At 70.7% G+C, this 18,976-nt stretch carries 11 protein-coding genes; 10 read left to right on the top strand and 1 reads right to left on the bottom strand.

Features of this window, described 5'->3' with window-relative positions; translation table 11 throughout:
- The 10 genes from E3T34_RS13780 to E3T34_RS13735 form a co-directional block, all read left to right on the top strand.
- Positions 1-475 (top strand): FHA domain-containing protein (locus E3T34_RS13780; protein WP_134343317.1); only part of this gene is annotated, 475 nt, incomplete at its 5' end.
- 28 nt (positions 476-503) lie between these two features.
- Positions 504-1,310 (top strand): PP2C family serine/threonine-protein phosphatase, encoded by an 807-nt coding sequence (locus tag E3T34_RS13775; protein WP_104099634.1) that lies wholly within the window; start codon positions 504-506, stop codon positions 1,308-1,310.
- A 118-nt stretch (positions 1,311-1,428) separates the two neighbouring features.
- Positions 1,429-2,883, top strand: coding sequence for a serine/threonine-protein kinase (locus E3T34_RS13770; protein ID WP_134343316.1), 1,455 nt, complete (start codon positions 1,429-1,431; stop codon positions 2,881-2,883).
- The gene (locus E3T34_RS13765; RefSeq protein ID WP_134343315.1) at positions 2,880-8,813 is read left to right on the top strand and encodes an Ig-like domain-containing protein; all 5,934 of its coding nucleotides are present in this window, start codon (positions 2,880-2,882) and stop codon (positions 8,811-8,813) included. Before E3T34_RS13770 ends, E3T34_RS13765 begins: the two co-directional genes overlap by 4 nt.
- A gap of 21 nt (positions 8,814-8,834) precedes the next feature.
- Positions 8,835-9,806 (top strand): MoxR family ATPase, encoded by a 972-nt coding sequence (locus tag E3T34_RS13760; RefSeq protein WP_104099631.1) that lies wholly within the window; start codon positions 8,835-8,837, stop codon positions 9,804-9,806.
- Complete coding sequence (locus E3T34_RS13755; protein ID WP_233191182.1) at positions 9,803-11,176, top strand: DUF58 domain-containing protein; 1,374 nt, start codon at positions 9,803-9,805, stop codon at positions 11,174-11,176. Before E3T34_RS13760 ends, E3T34_RS13755 begins: the two co-directional genes overlap by 4 nt.
- Positions 11,173-13,587, top strand: a complete 2,415-nt coding sequence (locus E3T34_RS13750; protein WP_241977415.1) for a transglutaminase-like domain-containing protein — start codon at positions 11,173-11,175, stop codon at positions 13,585-13,587. Before E3T34_RS13755 ends, E3T34_RS13750 begins: the two co-directional genes overlap by 4 nt.
- Complete coding sequence (locus E3T34_RS15920; RefSeq protein WP_166785907.1) at positions 13,584-14,279, top strand: FHA domain-containing protein; 696 nt, start codon at positions 13,584-13,586, stop codon at positions 14,277-14,279. Before E3T34_RS13750 ends, E3T34_RS15920 begins: the two co-directional genes overlap by 4 nt.
- Before the next feature lie 99 nt (positions 14,280-14,378).
- A complete protein-coding gene (locus E3T34_RS13740) occupies positions 14,379-14,561 on the top strand; it encodes a hypothetical protein (RefSeq protein WP_134343313.1) in 183 nt (60 codons plus the stop codon).
- A 122-nt stretch (positions 14,562-14,683) separates the two neighbouring features.
- A complete protein-coding gene (locus E3T34_RS13735) occupies positions 14,684-17,674 on the top strand; it encodes an FtsK/SpoIIIE domain-containing protein (protein WP_134343312.1) in 2,991 nt (996 codons plus the stop codon).
- A gap of 91 nt (positions 17,675-17,765) precedes the next feature.
- Here the strand turns inward: E3T34_RS13735 and ald are convergent, their stop codons facing one another.
- On the bottom strand, positions 17,766-18,881 hold the full coding sequence (ald, locus tag E3T34_RS13730) for an alanine dehydrogenase (protein WP_104100281.1): 1,116 nt from the start codon (positions 18,879-18,881) through the stop codon (positions 17,766-17,768).
- Positions 18,882-18,976 lie beyond the last annotated feature (95 nt).

Below are 18,976 nucleotides of genomic sequence, written 5' to 3'. Positions count from 1 at the left end.
GGCGGACGCCGACACCGTTCTCGCCCGCCCGGCCGGGGCCGACACCCTGATCTCCGACGTCCGGGCGCCCGGGCAGCCCGGGCCTGCGGCCGGCGCACGGGCCCGGGCCGCCGAGGCTCGCTTTGCGTTCCGGCTGCCGAACGGGGAGGAGATCCCGCTGGACCTTCCCTGCCGGCTCGGTCGCCGACCGCGAGCGCCGCGCATCAGTGCCACCGCGCCGGTGCGGCTGATCGAGGTTGCCTCGCCCACCTCCGCCGTCTCCGGAACCCACGTGGAAATACGACAGGAGGGCGGCTCTGTCGTTGTCACCGACCTCGGTTCCACGAACGGCACCGTGGTGGCTCCGCCACGCGGGCGCAGGCAACGGCTCCATTCCGGCCAATCGCTCGCAGTGCTGCCCGGTACGACGGTGCACTTAGGGGACGGTAATATCATCGAGATCCTCCCCGCAGCCGGCAACACGCCCGGTCAGTAATCGCACGGCAATTTCGGAAGGCACAACCGTGACCCAGATTGGTCAAGGCTCAACCGGTTCCATCGTCGTACTTCCATCGGTGCAGAAAACCGTGACGCTGGCCTGGGCGGCGATCACCGACACCGGGCACCGCCGCCAGATCAACGAAGACAGCCTCGTCGCCGAAATTCCCGTCTTCGCGGTCGCCGACGGCATGGGCGGTCACTCCGCCGGCGACGTCGCCAGCGCCGCCGTCGTGACCCGGCTGGCCGAGCTCGCCGGAACGGACCACGTCGAAGCGGAGGCGATCAACGACGCGCTCAGCCGTTCCGTCGTCGACATGGCCTCGGGCGAGGGTGTGACCGACCTTGGCACCGGAACGACCGTGACGGGCGCCGCGCTGGCCGTCGTCTCCGGCGAGCCGCAGTGGATCGTGTTCAACATCGGCGACTCCCGGGTGTACCAGCTCACCTCCGGCGTGCTGGAGCAGGTCACCACCGACCACTCCGTGGTCCAGGAACTCGTGGACGCGGGCCGGATCACCAGGGACGAAGCGGATGTGCACCCGCACGGCAACATCGTCACCCGCGCCGTGGGCTTCCACGAACCGCCCGTGCCCGACTATCGCATCCGCCCCCTGCAGGCCGGGATGCGGCTCCTGATCTGCTCCGACGGCCTGACCAAGGAGCTGACGGCGTACGGCATCCGTCATTTCTTGATCTCCAACCCGCGGGCGGATGACGCGGCCAGGGCTCTCTTGGAAGCCGCGCTCGACAACGGTGGCCGCGACAACGTCACGGTGATCGTGCTCGACGTGATCACCGTCGGCGATGTCGTACCCCCAGAGTTGGGGTAGCTTTCTACCGCCCGTCCGGCAGCGAGACACCTAAAATTAGGGAGCGCCTGTCGAGTCACCCGGTCGATATGCGCCTACTCACGCACGACCCGCACTGATGATGACACCGGGAGGCGACATGGCACGGCGCTTACCCTCCACGCCGCCGAACCTGCCGGGATTCTCCTATCTCCGTCCGCTCGGATCCGGCGGTTTCGCCGACGTGTTCCTCTACGAGCAGAACATGCCCAGGCGCCAGGTCGCGGTCAAGGTACTCCTGTCCGAGATCGTCAACGATCACGTGCGCCAGCTATTCCAGGCCGAGGCCAACCTGATGGCCCAGCTGAGCTCGCATCCGTCGATTCTCACGGTTTTCCAGGCGAGTGTCTCCGCGGACGGACGACCGTATCTCGTCATGGAGTACTGCTCCTCGACCCTCAGCCAGCGCTACCGCTTTGAACCGCTCTCGGTGCCGGATACCCTGCGGATCGGTGTGAAGATAGCGAGCGCTGTCGAGACCGCGCACCGGTCCGGGGTGCTCCACCGGGACCTGAAGCCGTCCAACATCCTGGTCACCGCGTATGGGCACCCGGTGCTGTCGGACTTCGGGATCGCTGCCACCCTCGGCGAGGCCGAGAGGAGCGACGCCATCGGGCTCTCCATTCCGTGGTCGGCCCCTGAGGTGCTGCTCGGCGAGATCTCCGGGTCGGTCGCCTCGGAGGTGTGGTCGCTCGGCGCCACCCTCTACTCGCTCCTGGCCGGTATGTCCCCGTTCGAAGTGGCCGGTACCGAGAACGGTTCGGCCCAGATGATGGCCCGCATCAACAAGGCCCGCGTGCCGCCGCTCGACCGCGCCGACGTGCCGGCCCGGCTCGGCGCCATCCTGAATCGCTCGATGTCGCGGCGGCCGGAACTGCGGCAGCCGAGCGTGCTGGAACTCATCCGAGAGCTTCAATCGGTGGAGGCCGAACTCGGTCTCGCGCAGACGCCCCTCGAGGTGGAGCAGGACGGCTGGGCCGTCGCTGCCCCCGCCGACCAGGAGGACCGGACCCGGATCACGGGCATCAACTCAGTCGACGCCTACGCCGGCCGCCGCCGCCGGAAGGCGTCGCCAACCGGCCTCGGCGCGCGCTCGGCGACCTCGGCACTGCTGAGTACAGGGCAGCTGACCACCGGCCCGCAGGGGGACACTGTGACCACCCGGCCCAAGAAGCGGAGGCGCACGCTTACGGTATGGGGACTCGTGTCTGCGGCGGTGATCATCGTGGGACTCGCGACCACGGCGGCGACCGTGCTGGTGACCCAGGCCGGCACCGACATCCCTCTGGTCAGTGATGTGGATGGCGCGCTCCGCTCTGGAACCATCGTGTTCAGCTGGGCCGACCCCGGGGTCCGGGACGGCGACACCTTCGTGGTGACCCTGCGCAGCGGTCAGAGCAGCATCCAGCGGGGAACGGAATTCCGGGTCGACCCGCAGGGACAATCTCGGGTCTGTGTGACCGTCACGGTCAACCGGGACGGCAAGCTCGGCGCTCCGAGCGGGGAAAAATGCGTCGACACCGGCCTTCCGGGCGCGTCCGGCGGCGCCGGGTGATCCGTCGCTGGCTCGCCCGCCACCGCTCGCTCTTCGCCACCGCGCTCAGCGGCACCGTGGTCGTGGCCGTCATTGCCACCGTGGCCATCGCCTCCGGTGGATACACCGCGCAGCGCCTCGACCTCGGAGACGCGGCCGTCTGGGTGAGTAACGAGGCGCGCCAGGTCGTCGGGCGAGCGAATACGGCCGTCTTCGAACTGAACACGGTGGTCAGCGCCGGAAGCACCAGCCTCGACGTGGTGCAACGGGGCGCCACCGTGCTGGTGCTGGACCGTGGCAACAGCGCCCTCGACATCCTCGACCCCGCGACCGCGGAGGTGGCCGACAGCGTGGCCCTGCCGCCGGACGCTGCTTCGGTCTTCTTGGCCGGCGACCGGGCGGTGGTCACCGCGAACGGCGACGTCTGGAGCGTGGCCGCGAGCCAGCTGTCCGAGTTCGACAGCACCACCGAGCCGACGCTGGCCTTCGGTGCCGGCTCCGTGGTCAGCCTCGACGAGGCCGGCGTGCTGTTCGCCTTCACGCCGGCGACGGGGGAACTCTCCCAGGTCGACCTGCTCACCGCGGACACCATTACCAGTACGGTCACGCTCACGGCCGGCGAAAAGGATGACCGCTACCAGCTGACCAGCGTCGACGGCCGGTGGGCGCTGCTCAACGCCTCGAGCCGGCGACTGTTCCAGGCGGAGGGGGTTGAAGACCTGTCCGGGAGCATCCGTTCCGGGGATGAGCCCGTCCTGTCGGAGCCGAGCGTGACGGGCGACCGCGTTCTCATCGCCCACCGTGAGGGGCTCATTGCGGTGCCCCGTGCCGGCGGACGCCTGACTCCGCTCGTCACCGGCCGGAGCGGGGACGCCGCCGCGCCCGTACAGGACGCCTACTGCGCCCATGCCGCCTGGTCGGACGGCACCGTCTGGCGCGACTGCGCGGCGGCCGGCGCGGAGGGCGGCACCGGAAGCGACGGCGCCACCGCCACCCTGTCCGGCGTCGCCGGGGACGCCCGGCTGGCCTTCCGCCGGAACGGAACCGGACTCGTGCTGAACGACGCCCGCAACGGCACGACCTGGGCAGTGCAGCAGGGCAACGAACTGATCGACAACTGGGCCGAACTGATCGACACCGACCCCGATCAGCAGCAGGTCGAGCAGGCGGCTGACGACACCCCGCCGGAGTTCGAGAAGTCCCAGGTGCCACCCGTCGCTGTCGATGACGCTTTCGGCGGCCGGCCGGGACGCACCGTCACCCTGCCCGTACTGCTCAACGACTTCGACCCCAACGGCGACGTGCTGGTGATCTCGGCGCTCACCCCCGTGCCCGAGTCGGCCGGGCGGCTCGAGCTCGTGGCGGACACTCAGCAGGTGCAGCTGACCCTCACGCCGGAGGCATCCGGATCACTGAGCTTCGACTACATCATCGACGACGGGCGCGGCGGGAGCGCCTCGGCGACGGTCACGGTCGCGGTGCGCTCCCCCGAGGAGAACGCCGCACCCGTGCAGGCCCGCACGACGAACACCACGGTGCGCGCCAATGGACGGGTGACCACGGCGGTGCTGGGCGACTGGGTCGACCCGGACGGCGACCCGTTCTATCTGGCGGCGGCGACCGCGCCCGCACCGGACCAGGTCAGCTTCACGCCGGCCGGGTCCGTCGTCTACACGGATGCCGGCGCGGGCGGGGGCGCGAAAACGGTGGGCCTCACCGTCTCCGACGGCCGTGCCGGCGGGGCCGGCGCGCTCTCGGTGATGGTGCGGCCGAGCGGCTCGGTGCCCATCGTCGCCGAGGCGTTCGTGGTGCTTGCGACCGCCGGCAGCGAGGCGACCGTGTCGCCGCTGGAGCATGTGCGCGGTGGATCGGCGCCGCTGCGCCTGAGCAGCGTGCCGGCCAAACCCGAGGTGAACATCACTGCGGACTTCGACGCCGGCACCTTCCGGTTGCAGAGCAGCGTGGTGGGGGTGCACGAGATCGAGTACGCGGTGACGGATGGCGAACTCACCGCCACCGGCCGCATCCGCGTGAACGTGACGGCCGCGCCCGACGTCAGCAGCGCCCCCGTCACCGTGCCGCACACCGCATTCATCCGCGGCCAGCAGGCCACCCTCGTGGACGTGCTCGCCACGGACTCCGATCCGGCCGGTGGGGTACTCCTGGTGACGGGCATCACGGATGTCCCCGCCGACAGCGGGCTTCGAATCGAGATCCTCGACCAGCGCATCCTGCGCGTGACCCTGACCAAACCCCTCGAGGGTGGTACGGCCGTGTTCGGCTACCGGGTCAGCAACGGCCTCGCCGACGCCGCGGGCACGGTGACCGTGATCGAGATCCCGCCGCCGGCCCAAAAGCAGGCCCCGATCGCCGTGCCGGACTCGATCTCCGTGCGCGTCGGCGACGCCATCGACATTCCCGTGCTCGCGAATGACGAGCATCCCGAGGGCGACACCCTCACCCTGGCGCCGGAGCTCGCGACCGAACTGCCCGCTGGCGGCGGTCTGCTCTTCGTCTCGGGCCGGGTGCTGCGGTTCCTGGCGCCGGACACGGCCGGCAACGTCACCGCCGTCTACCGAGTGAACGCCCCGGACGGCCAGTTCGCGAACGCCGAGGTCAGCATCGCGGTGCGGGAAGCCGATCCCACCTCGAACAGCGCCCCCGTGCCGAAAACCGTGACGGCCCGTGTGCTCGCCGGGGACACGGTGAGCATCCCGATCCCGCTGTCCGGCATCGACCCCGACGGCGACTCCGTGCAACTGGTCGGCCAGGAGACCAGTCCGGAGAAGGGGTCGGTCACGGTCACAGGCGTGGACTCGCTCGACTACACGGCCGGGGAGTACTCGGCCGGCACGGACACGTTCAGTTACTCGGTGGTCGACGCGCTCGGGGCCCGGGCCGTCGGCACCGTTCGGGTGGGGATCAGCCCGCGCCTCGACGGTGCCCGCAACCCGGTCGCCACTCCGGACGAAGTCGTGGTGCGCCCCGGCAGCACGATTGCCGTGCGGGTGCTCGGCAACGACTCCGACCCCGACGGCGGCACCCTGAGCATCACCGGCGTGGAGGCGAGCGGCCAGGCGAGCGGCGAGGCCGACTCGGGCACCGCCGTCGTCGACGGCGACACCGTGGCCGTGACCTCACCCGTGACACCGGGCCGCTACGGCTTCATCTATGAAATCCAGAACGTGCGGGGCGGAACGAGTTCCACCTTCCTCACGGTCGTGGTCCGCGAGGACGCCCCGCGCTCGCGTCCGGATGCACGCGACACTCACGTGCCGCTGTCCGACGTGCTCGAGGCCCGGACCGTCGACGTCGACGTGCTGGCCAACGTCTTCTTCGCGGAAGGGCCGGCCACCGCATTGGCTCTGACGGTGCCCGAGCGTTTCTCGGGAATCGCCGAGGTGACGCCGGCCCGGCGCATCCGGGTCACGGTGGGCTCGACCAGCCAGATCATCCCGTTCGCGGTGACGCACCCGGAGGACGCGAGCATCGTGTCCTACGCGTTCATCTGGGTTCCCGGGACCGACGACGCCCTACCCCAGGTGCGCCGCGGTGCCCCGCCGCTGACCGTGCAGAGCGAGGCGCTGCTCTCCATCGACATCAACGACTATGTCGTCGCGGTCGGCGGAAAAAAGGTGCGCCTCACCGACCGCAGCCTCGTGCGGGCGACGCATTCGGACGGGGCCGACCTGGCCCGGAACGACACCAGCCTCGCGTTCGCGAGCACCGACAAATACTTCGGGCCGGCGTCCATTTCGTTTGAGGTCACCGACGGTTCGGGGCCTGAAGACCCGGATGGGCGCACGGCGACCATCGTGCTGCCCATCGAGGTCACGCCCCGCGAGAATCAGCCGCCCGGTTTCAATGGAGCGGTGCTCGAGTTCGAGCCCGACCAGGAGAAGGTCATCGACCTGACCCGACTCACCAGTTACCCGTATCCGAACGACCAACCTGAGCTGGCGTACACCGTGCTCGACCCGCTTCCGACCGGTTTCAGCTACGCGCTCGACGGGCAGACGCTCACCCTGCGCGCCACGGAATCTACCCCGAAGGGCGCGCGGAGCACGATCACGATCGGCGTGCGCGACGGCGTTCAGGAGGGCCGAGCCGGCCGGGTCGACCTGCGCGTGGTCGCGTCAATGCGACCCGTCGCCATCCCCGTGACGGATGCCGCGGTCGCTCCCCGCGGTCGCACGACCGTCGTCGACGTGCTCGCGAACGACGGCGCCACCAATCCTTTCCCGTCCGTGCCGCTGCGCGTGCTCGCGGTGCGCGGCCTGGACGGCGGCGCCGTTCCGGCCGGGGTGAGCATCACGCCCAGCACGGACCGAAGCCGGCTGTCGGTCCGGGTGGCCTCGGACGCCGCGCCGACCGACCTGACCCTGCAGTACCAGGTGGCCGACGCGACGAACGACCCTGCCCGCTACGCCTGGGGCACCGTGCGCATCTCGGTGCAGGACAAACCTGACCCGGTGTCCAGCCTGCGCGTCATCGGCTTCTTCGATCGGGGCCTGTCCTTCTCGTTCAACGCCGGGGCCTTCAACAACTCGGCGATCACCGGGTATCAGATTTCCCTCCTCGACGCCGCGTCGGGGGCCGTGCTGTCCAACTCGCTCTGCTCAGCGACCTCCTGCCAGGTCGCGACGCCCGGCAACGGCCAGGGCAATGCTCTGCGAGTGTCGGTCGCCGCGCAGAACGGGATCGGGCTGTCCGAGGCGACCGTGCTGTCCGATCGGGTCTGGTCCGACTCGGTGCCGACCGCGCCGACCGGCCTGGTTGCGGAGCCGCTCGACGGCGGGCTGCGCCTGCGCTGGAACACCGTTGCCCCGGTGGGCGGCGGGACGGCGATTCGCGGCTATGTGGTGACCCGGAACGGCGCCGTCCAGGAGGAGGTCAGCGCTTCCGGATCGAGTTGCGCGGCGGGAACCTGCTCCGTCGACGTGATGGGCCTCGTCAACGGCGTGAACACTCCCTTTACGGTCAGCGCCCGCAACGACGCCTACCCGGCCCTGGCCGGTTGGAACAGCGCGGTGGGGAGTGCGACGCCGTTCGGCCCGGCCCGCGCCGGCGCGATCACGGCCAGCGCGGCCGACGCCGCCGGAGCGGTGACCGTGACGTGGGACGGGTTCGACGGCCGCGGCGCCCTCATCGGCGGCTACTTCGTGCAGCGGCTGCGCGAAGATCAGGTTCCGACGGGTGCGCAGGCGTGCACGGTGTCCGCGTCGGGGGAGCTTCAGCCACCGACAGAGGGCGGCACCGTCGCCCAGCAGAAGGCGCTCGGCGGCGACGCGACCAGCACCGTGTTCGACAGCCTCCTCGCGGACAACGGCCGCTACTACTTCGCCGTCTGGGGGTACAACAAGGGCGGCTGTGCCCCGACGGCGGTGGCGAGTGTTCTCGTGCGCCCGGCGCCCGGACCGGTCACCGATGTGCAGAGCACCATGGCGGCGCGGGGCGATGCTTGGGATTTGCGCGTCGACGGGATCAACCCGAGTGCGGGCATCCGGGACTACCGGCTGCGCGCGGTCGACGGCTCCGGCGGGGTCGTTCCGAGATCCGAGGTCGTCTTCGGCGGGGCCGGCTGGCCGCGCGAACTTCTGAGTCTCCCGTTCGGTGAGATCGTGCGTTATCAGGTTTCGGCCTGTACCGACTGGGGCTCGTGCGGGCCGTGGTCGGGCACGCTGACCGCGCCCGAGGCCTCCGTCAGCTTCACCGTGACCGGGCTTGCCTACGACCCGGCCACCGGAGTCATCAGCTGGACCAATGGGCCTCAGAACAACGGCCTTCCCGCCGCCTACAGCTGCTCGGTGCCCGGCGACGCCACGGTGACCCCGCGGGATGCCGACTCCCCGAACACCTGCAGGTTCGGCACCGGCGCGCCGCCCCCGCCGGCCGGTGCCGTGCTTCTGGCGGTGACCGTGAATAATCAGACCTATACCTATGCGCCGTGAACCAACGAAAGTGATCACCCCATGACGATGACCGCGGAGCAGGCGGCCCAGTTCGCCGACGTTTTCGACCGACTGGTGACCGGGGTCGAGCAGGTGCTGCTGGGCAAGCACCACGTCATCCGGATGTCGTTCACCGCGCTTCTCAGCGGCGGACACCTGCTGCTCGAGGATGTGCCCGGCACCGGCAAGACCTCGCTCGCGCGCGCCATCGCACAGAGCGTGCGCGGTACCAGCAACCGGGTGCAGTTCACCCCCGACCTGCTGCCGGGCGACATCACCGGGGTGAGCATCTACGACCAGCGCAGCGGGGCGTTCGAATTCCACCGCGGGCCGGTCTTCGCCAACATCGTTCTGGCCGACGAGATCAACCGGGCCAGCCCGAAGACCCAGGCCGCGCTGCTCGAGGTGATGGAGGAGGGTCAGATCACCGCCGACGGCGTCACCCACCCGGTGGCGGCCCCGTTCATGGTGATCGCCACCCAGAACCCGATCGAGCAGGCCGGCACATACCGGCTACCCGAGGCGCAGTTGGACCGATTCATCATGAAGGCCTCCATCGGCTACCCGGACCACGCCTCGACCATTCGCATCCTCGAAGGTGCCGGGCAGCGCGCGCACGAGGTGACCGTGCCTCCGGTGGTGTCCGCGGCGACCGTCGTCGAACTCGCCGCCCTGGCCCGCACCGTCTACGTCGACGCCACCATCAACGATTACGTGGCGCGACTGATCGACGGCACCCGCACGAGCTCCGAGGTACGTCTGGGCGTCAGCGTGCGCGGGGCGCTCGCGCTGATCCGCACCGCGAAGACCCTCGCCGCCGCGAACGGCCGCCATTACGTGGTGCCCGATGACATCAAGGAGCTGGCTCACGCCGTGCTCGGGCACCGGCTCGTGCTCGACCCCGAAGCCGAATTCGACGGTGTCACCGCCTCCAGTGTGATCGCCCGGGTGCTGATCGAGACTCCGCCGCCCAGCGACAGGCAGGCTGCGTGACGCAGATCGTGCCGGGTCCGGGCGCAGGCACAGCTACCGCGCCTGCGCTGCTCGCGCCCGCGCCGCCCGCTACTCTGCCGGTCGCAGTCTCCGGTGACGGCCGGCTGGCCGACTTCGTCGCGGCGGGAGTCCGGTTCGGGTGGGAATGCGGTGCTCGTGTCGCTGGCGCCCTGCGTGCGGTCTTGTCCGTGGTCACCCCGCTCGGCTGGGCCGTCCTGGCGGTCGTGGGGGTCTCGTTCCTGTTCGGCTATGCGCTGGGCTGGACCGAGCTGATCGTGATCGGCTGGGCCGGGCTCGTGCTCCTGGTGGCGGCATCCTGTTTCCTGATCGGTCGGAACGCGTTCGAGATCAACCTGCACCTGCCCGTGGATCGGGTGGTCGTGGGGGAGCGGGTGCCCGGCCAGGTGAGCGTGCGGAACCCGACCCGCCGGAGACTGCCGGGCGTGGGCGTCGAGGTGCGGGTCGGCTCCGGGCTGGCCGAATTCTCGATGCCGAGCCTCGCCCGCGGTGAGGATTTTTCGGACGTCTTCATCGTGCCGACCCGCAGACGCGGCGTGATGCCGATCGGTCCGGTGCGGACGGCGCGCGCCGACCCGATCGGGCTACTGCGCCGGGAGATCGTCTGGGCCGAACAGGTCTCGCTGTTCGTGCACCCGCGCACGGTCTCGATCCCGAGCATGAGCACGGGCTTCATCCGCGACCTTGAGGGCAATCCCACCCGTGACCTGACCAACAGCGACGTCTCGTTCCACGCGCTGCGCGAATACGTGCCCGGGGATGAGCGGCGCACCATCCACTGGAAGAGCACCGCGAAGACCGGCCGCTACATGGTGCGCCAGTTCGAGGAATCCCGCCGCAGCCACCTCATGGTCGCTCTCAGCCTGGCGCAGTCCGACTATGCCGGCGAGGACGAATTCGAGATGGCCGTCAGCGTCGCCGGCAGCCTGGGGGTGCGGGCCATCCGCGACGCGCGCACGGTCTCCGTTGTCGCCAGTGCGGTGCCGCCGGACTCCAGCCGACGACGGATGCCGGGACTCCGTCCGCTGAGCACCCTCACCCGCACCCGGCTGCTCGACGATCTCAGCGGCGTGGAACGCTCCCTGGCCGCCCTGCCGGTCAGCGAGCTGGCCAGGGCCGCAGCGGACACCGTGGCCGGCATCTCGGTGGCCTTCCTGGTGTGCGGGTCGGCCACCACCCTCACGCAGGTGCGCACGGCCGCCAGCCGTTTTCCGGCCGGCGTCGACGTGGTCGCCGTGATCTGCGCCCCGGAGACCGTCCCCAGCCTCCGCCGCGTGGCCGAGTTGAGCGTGCTCACCATCGGCTACCTCGACGACCTGCAGCACAGTCTCGCCCGAACGAAGGCGGCATGAGCGCGCGGTGGGTGAGGAGCGGAGGCGCGCGCCGAGGCGGCATGGCGGTCCGCGGCATCCGTCTGGACTGGCGCTTCATCGTCGGCAACACCGTCGGGCTGCTCCTGGCGACCCTGATCGCGAGCGCCTCGCTCTGGCCGGTCTATCAGAGCCGCGAGTTCATCGTGCTGGTCGGCGTCACCTTCGGGCTGGGTACCGTCGTCGCCATACTGGGGGCGCTGTTCCGCTGGGGCACCTGGCTGGTGGCGCTTTCCACCGTGGGGGTCTACCTACTCGCCGGGGTGCCACTGGCCGTTCCTGGTCGGGCGGTGCGCGGCATCCTGCCCACCCCGGACGGCCTGCTCGACCTGCTCGCCGCGACCGCGCTGAGCTGGAAACAGCTCGTCACCATCGTGCTTCCGGTCGGTTCCTATCAGGCGCTGCTCGTGCCCGCCTTCATTCTGGTGCTGCTCAGCACCGTGATCGGGCTGTCGGTCGCCCTCCGCGCCCCGGTCGGCGAGCTCGGCACACTGGCCCCCGCCATCCTGTTCGTCAGCGGCATCGTGCTGGGCCCGACGGTCGCGACCATGCCGATCGGAACCGGTCTCGGCCTCTTTGTCGTGCTCTTGTTCTGGCTGCTCTGGTTTCGCTGGATGCGCCGCCGTTCCGGCGTGCGGCTCGCCCTGCAGCAATCCCGCCGCAGCACGGCGTCGTCGTCCGACCGGCGGCTCGCGGCGGCCCGCGGGCTGGTCAGCGCAGCCGTGATCGTGGCGGTGGCGATCGCCGCGGGAACCGGGGCCGCGGTCGTGCTGCCGGCCGACGTGCCGCGCGACGTGCTGCGCGCTCGGGTGCAGCAGCCGTTCGACCCTCGGGCCTACCCGAGCCCGCTGAGCGAATTCCGCGGTTACCTGCAGGCCGGGCGGGCGGATGCGGTGCTCCTCGAGGTGACCGGCCTCCCGAGCGGCGGCCGCCTCCGCTTGGCCACCCTGGACAGCTACGACGGGATCGTCTACTCGGTCGGCAGCGACCAGGTCAGCAGCGCGTCCGGCTCCTTCACCCGGCTGCCGGACCGTCTCGACCAGTCCCTGGTCGACGGCGACCCGGCCACCCTCACGGTGACCGTCGAGGGCTACACCGGCGTCTGGGTGCCCGGCGCCGGCCAGCTCGAACGCATCACGTTCAACGGCCCCACCCGGATCCTGCGCTCCGACTCCTTCTATTACAACGACAACAGCGGCACGGCCGCGGTGCTCACCGGGCTGGTCCGGGGCGATGGTTACCAGAGCGTGGGCGTCATCCCGCGGTCACCGGACAGCCTGGCCGACCTGCGACCCGGCAGCGCCGTGCTGCCTGTGCCCGCTGTTCTGCCGGACGAGGTCGAACAGACGCTCGCCCGCTACGTGCAAGCCGGCGACCCGCCCGGTGTGCAGCTGCAGGCCATGCTCGACGGCCTGAAAACGGATGGTTACATCAGCCACGGCATCCTTCCGGACGAACCGGCGAGCCGGTCCGGGCACGGCGCCGACCGCATCAGCGAGCTGTTCACCGACCAGCCCATGCTCGGCGACGCCGAGCAGTACGCCGTGGCCGCGGCCCTGATGGCGCGCCGGCTCGGCTTCCCGGCCCGGGTCGTCATCGGCTTCGTGCCGCAGGCGGCCGCCGGCGCCGAGGCCGCCGCCGGGGCCGAGGCGGTCCCCGTCGTCGGTTCCGACATCTCGGCGTGGATTGAGGTTTCCTCTACCGAGGGCTGGGCCACGATCGATCCGAACCCGGCCGTGCGGGACATCCCGGCTCGGGCCCCCGATGACCCGTCGGTTGTTTCCCGGCCGCAGTCGGTTGTGCCCCCGGCCCTCCCCGACCCGGTGGAACTGCGCGAGCCGGCCCCGCCGGAGAGCACCAGCGACGACCCGCCGGAACCGCTCAACCCGCTGCTGGTCTTCCTGCTCGCCGCGGCGACCATCGCCGCCTGGACGCTCCTCGGTCTCGGCGTACTGATCTCGCCCCTCCTGCTGATCGCCCTGGCCAAAGCACGCAGGCGGCAACTGCGCCGCACCCGGTCCACACCGCTCGACCGGATTCGGGGCGGCTGGCGAGAATTCACCGACGCCGCCGTGGACCATGGCATCGATGTTCCGGTGGGGGCCACCCGCACGGAAGTGGCCGCGCTGGTGCCGGGAGCGGAACCTCTGACACTGGCCGTCGCCGTTGACCGTGCCGTGTTCTCCCCGGAACGGCCGGGCAATGCCGCCGCCGAGGACGTGTGGACCGCGGTCACCGACCTGCGTCGCTCGCTCAACGCGGGGAGCAGGCGCACCGACCGGCTTCGGGCCCTCGTGTCGTTGCGTTCGCTGGGTCGGTACGCTGGAGGGGCATCCGTTCGCCGATCTGCCCCGAGCGGGAACGGCCCTGCACCGGGAGGAGCCCGCCCATGAACTGTCTGATCTGCGGTGCGCAGCTTCCCGTCGGCGCCATGTTCTGCGGCGAATGCGGCAGCTCGAGCACGGCCACTCCGCTAACCCGGAAGCGACCGGACCCGCGGCCCAGCGACACAACGGTCATCCTGCCGCTCCGTCGGCGCTCCGTGATCTCGGTGCCGGTCGTGTCGGTGCCGGTCGTGGTGCCGGTCGTGTCGGCTCCGGTCGAGTCGGTGCCGGTCGTGGTGCCGGTTGTGTCGGTGCCGGTCGTGGTGCCGGTCGTGTCGGCTCCGGTCGAGGTGCCGGTCGTGTCCGCCCCGGTCGAGGCTCCCGGCCCAGTGCCGCTCCAGGCTCCGGAACCCGCCCCGGCCCCCGCCCCTACCGCGTCCCTGTTCGTGCTCCAGTTCAGCACGGGGGAGACGATCTCGGCCCTCGGCACCGGCCTGATCGGTCGCCGGCCGCTGCCCCAGCCGACCGAACGCGTCGACATCCTGGTGCAGATCAACGACCTCGGCCGTTCGGTGTCGAAGAGCCACCTCGAGTTCGGCCAGTACGACGGCGAGTTCTGGGTCAGTGACCGGTACTCGGGCAATGGCACCATCATCCGTCGCCCGGATGCGGTGGCGGTGCGCTGCGAACCCGGCCGGCGCTATCTGGTGCCGCGTGGTTCCCGGGTCGAGATCGCGGACCAGTTCTTCATCCTCAATTAGTCCCTCACCAACTGACCCCTCTCCGGCCAGATGAGTGTGCCCAATGACCGTGGGCGCTGAAGGTCCGCGGATTGGAGTGTTCCGAGGCGGTTATGCCCGGTGCCGGTGCCGGTGCCGCGCCGAGCCGCCGCCGAGCCGCCGCCGAGCCGCCGCCGAGCCGCCGCCGATGCGGACGCGATCGACCCGAACGAATTCGACGGAGATTTTGCCCAAAACAGCCCGAAATACTTTGCAAAAGCAGTCTTAAACGAGATTCTCCGTCGAATTCGTTCGACGCTGTGAGCGATGCAACCGATCGATCCGGACTCACTCAGCCGGCCCCTCCCCAACCCGGCCGGCCGTCATCCCGGGACCGATGCCGGCGCGCGCGGTGGCGCCTGCCTCCGGAGTGATGGACTGATGCGGTGATCCGAGCCGATGTCCCGCTGACCCTCCCCACCCGCCCGGCCGACCTGCCGCCGCCTGGCTTCCCACTCATCGCGAGCGTGGCGCCGCTGGCCGCGGCCGGGGCGATCTGGCTGATCACGGGCTCAGCCTTCGTGCTGATCTTCGCGGTGCTCGGCCCGGTCATCGCCGTGGCCGGCATGCTCGACGCGCGGCGCACGGGCCGCCGCACCCGGCGTACCAACGCCCTCGACCAGGGGCAGGCACTGGCGACACTGCGGGCCGAGGTGGCCCTGCGCCATGAGGAGCTGCTTCGCGCGCACTGGCGGCGCACGCCCTCGGCCAACAGCATCGTCGCCGCCCCGCACGCCGCCATCCGTTGGACCGGTTCGGGAGCAGACGTGAGCCTGGGCTCCGGTGCGGTGCCCAGCGGGCTACGCCTCGACGGTGGCGCCGCTCCCGACGAGCATCGCGACGTGCGCGACTGGGCGGCCACGCTCACCGAGGCACCGATCGACGCTGATGCCGGCGGTGGTATCGGCATCGTCGGACCGCTGTCGCTCGGGCAGGCGCTGGCCCGCGGGCTGCTGGTGCAGCTGGCCTGCTCCCTGGCTCCAGACCAGGTCGGACTCACCGTGCCTGATCGCGGTTGGGAATGGGCGGTCGCCCTCCCGCATGACACTGGGCAGTCCTGCGCCCGCCGCCTCGTGATCTGCCAGGCGCCGTCGGGCGGGGCACCCAAAGGGTCGGGGTTGGTCGTCGCCCTGGCCGGCACTCTTGCCGAATTGCCGTGGGGCTGCGACACCATCGTGCGGTTGCAGGGTCCCGGCCGGGCTGAGGTGCTGCGCTCCAGCGTGCACGCCTGGGGGAGTGGCTTCCGGCCCGAGCTGATTACCGTCGAACAGGCGATCGTGGTCGCCCGCGTGCTAAGCGCCCGGGCCTCGGCGGCTGGATTGGTCCAGAATGCGCGGCGAGTCCCCGCATCCGTTGCCCTTGGTGAGCTCTCTGGCTTCCAGCCCGGGTATCGGGCACCGCATGGGCAGCCCCAATCGCCGAACCTCCGTTGCGTCATCGGGGTGGGAGAAGCGGGGGAGGTGTCGCTCGACCTGGTCGGGGCAGGGCCGCACGCGGTCGTCGGCGGCACGACCGGCAGCGGCAAAAGCGAACTGCTGGTGACCTGGGTGGCGGCGATGGCGGCGGTGGCCGGCCCCGACGAGGTGACGTTCCTCCTGGTCGATTTCAAGGGTGGGGCCGCGTTCGCCCCGCTCTGCGCCCTTCCCCACTGCGTGGGTTTGATCACCGACCTGGACGTGCACCAGGCCGCCCGGGCGCTGGCCAGCCTGGCCGCCGAGCTGCGGTATCGCGAACGCGTACTCGGGCGTGCCGGCGCGCGTGACATCGTGGACCTGCGGAGGCAGGATGCCGGCGGGGCGCTTCCGCGGCTCGTGATCGTGGTCGACGAATTCGCGACCATGCTCACCGCATTCCCCGACCTGCACGCTCTGTTCGTCGACATAGCCGCGCGGGGCCGGTCGCTGGGCGTGCACCTGATCCTCTGCACCCAGCGGCCCACCGGTGTGGTGCGTGACGCCCTGCTCGCCAACTGCACGCTGCGGGTGTCGCTGCGGGTGAACAACCGCGCCGACAGCGTGGCGGTGCTGGGCACGGATGCGGCCGCGGCCCTCGGCGCGGACCAAGCCGGCCGCTGCCTGATCGCCGCGGACTCCTCGGGGCCCGTGCTCTGCCAGGTGGCGACGACCTCGCCGCGCGAGATCCGCTCCCTCGCAGTCGCGGATGCCGATGCGCCGAACCCTCGGCGCCCCTGGCTCGACCTGCTGCCTCAGACGGTAAGCCGCGAGGACCTCCTCGCCCTCGTCGCGGGCGGAACGGCGGCCGACGAGAGTGCGTTCGGCGGCGCCGCGGTGGCGGCCGGGCACGACCGTGCCGTTCCCGACGCTCGTGCCGCGCCCGGCGGTCTGCTGGGCTTGCTCGACGAGCCGGAACTGCAGCGCTACCGGGTGGCCCGCTACGAGCCGATCGCCGAGGGCAGCCTGCTCGTGATCGGCGGTCCCCGCTCGGGCAAGTCAACTGCGCTTGCGTCGGTCGCGGCGGGGTTCGCGCCCTTTGGAGATGCCGTGCTGCTCGGAGCGGACGTCGAGGCGGTGTGGGACTGCCTCGTCAAGGCGCGCCAATGCCTCGACGCCGGCGGGAGTCCGGCTGCCAGGCTGCTGCTTCTCGACGACTTCGATAGCGTGCATGCCCGCTGGGACCAGGAGCACCGTCCGGCGGCCCTCGAACTGCTCGCCGGGCTGCTCCGCGACGGCGCGGAGGGCGGCCTGCGGATCGTCATCGCCGCGCAAAGGCTCACCGGATCGCTGCAGTCCCTGCCTGCCCTGTGTCAGAGACGGCTGGTGCTGCGCCTGCCCGATGTCGCCGAGCACGTCGCGGCCGGAGGAGTGGCTGCCCTGTTCGACGACCGCCTTCCGCCCGGCGGCGGGAGCTGGCAGGACCATCGCATCCAGCTCCTCGCGCCGGAGCAGAGCGGTGCAATCCCGGATGTCGCGGCGCAGCGGGACATCGAGCCACGCACGGATGCCGCCGCGCTCCTGGGGCGGCCCGGGCAGACCCTTCTCGTCGTGTCGGACTCGCCGTCCCGCTCGGCCGCAGTGCTGGGAACGGTCCCCGGCGCGCGGGTCGTCGACCTCGCGGCGGTGTCCCACGGCGAGCTGGCGGAGGCCGCGCAGGCAGGCGCATCGCTCCGGCTGAGCGAGTCACAATCAGGCACCGCCTTCGTCGGAGACGTGGACGCGTGGCAGGCGCAGTGGTCCCTGCTGGGTGCCCTGCGCCCGCACGCGGACCTGGTCTTCGACGGCTGCAGCCTGGCCGACTACCGGGCCATCAGCCGACGCCGGGACCTGCCTCCGCCGTTGGCACCCAACCGAGGTCGGGTGTGGGTACTGCGCCCGGACGGCGCCGTGCACCGGGCCACGCTGCGGGCCCAGGTCGTGTAGCCGCCGGCCGCGAAGTCCCGGGGCGAAGTCCCGCAGCACAGTCCCGCAGCACAGTTCAGCGGTGCCGGCCCCGCCGCCGTCCCGCCGTGGATCAGGCCAGCGCGTCCACCAGACCGCGGAGCGGCAGCGAGTGCGCACTCGCGACCGGGCCGCTGGTGATGAGGCCGCCGACCGTGGACAGGCCGAAAGCGAGCGCGGCATCCGTTCGGAGCGCGTCCTTCCAGCCTCGGTTCGCGATCAGCCGAACATAGGGAAGCGTGGCGTTGGTGAGCGCATAGGTGGACGTGCTCGGCACGGCCCCGGGCATGTTCGCCACGCAGTAGAACAGGGACTGATGCACAGTGAACGTCGGATCGGCGTGCGTCGTCGGGTGGGAGTCGGCGAAGCAGCCGCCCTGATCCACAGCGATGTCCACGAGCACGCTGCCCGGCTTCATCCGGGACACGAGCTCGTTGCTGACCAGCTTGGGGGCCCTGGCCCCGGGGATCAGGACCGATCCGATCACCAGGTCGGACAACACCAGCGCCCGGTCGATCTCGTAGCTGTTCGAGGCGATGGTCTGCACCCGCCCGTAGTACAGCGCGTCGATTTCGCGCAGGCGGAACAGGTTGGTGTCGAGCACGGTCACCTGGGCGCCGAGCCCGAGGGCGACCTGCATGGCTGCCGTGCCGGCCACACCGCCGCCGAGCACGGTGACCCGAGCCGGATGCGTTCCGGGCACTCCGGGCACGAGCAGGCCCGGTCCGCCGTTGGGCTTGAGCATCGCGTTGGCGCCGACGATGGGTGCCAGGCGGCCCGCAACCTCGCTCATCGGCGCGAGCAGCGGCAGCGCCCGCGTCGGCAGCTGCACGGTCTCGTAGGCGATCGAGGTGACACCGCCCTCCAGCAGCGCACGGGTCAGGGCTGGTTCCGCGGCCAGGTGCAGGTAGGTGAACAGCAGCAGATCGGGGCGAAAATAACCGTACTCGCTGGCCACGGGCTCCTTCACCTTGAGCAGCAGGTCGGCGGCAGCCCAGGTTGACGCGGCATCCGGCATGATCGTCGCGCCCGCCGCCGCATAGCTCTCGTCGCTGAGCCCGGAGCCGAGCCCGGCCCCCGTTTCGATCAACACCTCGTGCCCGTGCGCCACGAGGTCGTGTACGCCGGCCGGGGTGATCGCCACCCGGAACTCGTTGTTCTTGATTTCTGCCGGAACTGCGACCTTCATGGCGCTCCCTTGTCTACCGAATTCGACGGAGATTTTGATTCAAAAACCGTTTTTGGGGCCAAAAACGGCCTTTATGGTGAAAATCTCCGTCAAAT

This window comes from Cryobacterium sp. TMT1-62 (genome assembly GCF_004403145.1).
Classification (GTDB): domain Bacteria; phylum Actinomycetota; class Actinomycetes; order Actinomycetales; family Microbacteriaceae; genus Cryobacterium; species Cryobacterium sandaracinum.
This window is presented reverse-complemented; position numbering and strand designations above follow the sequence as displayed.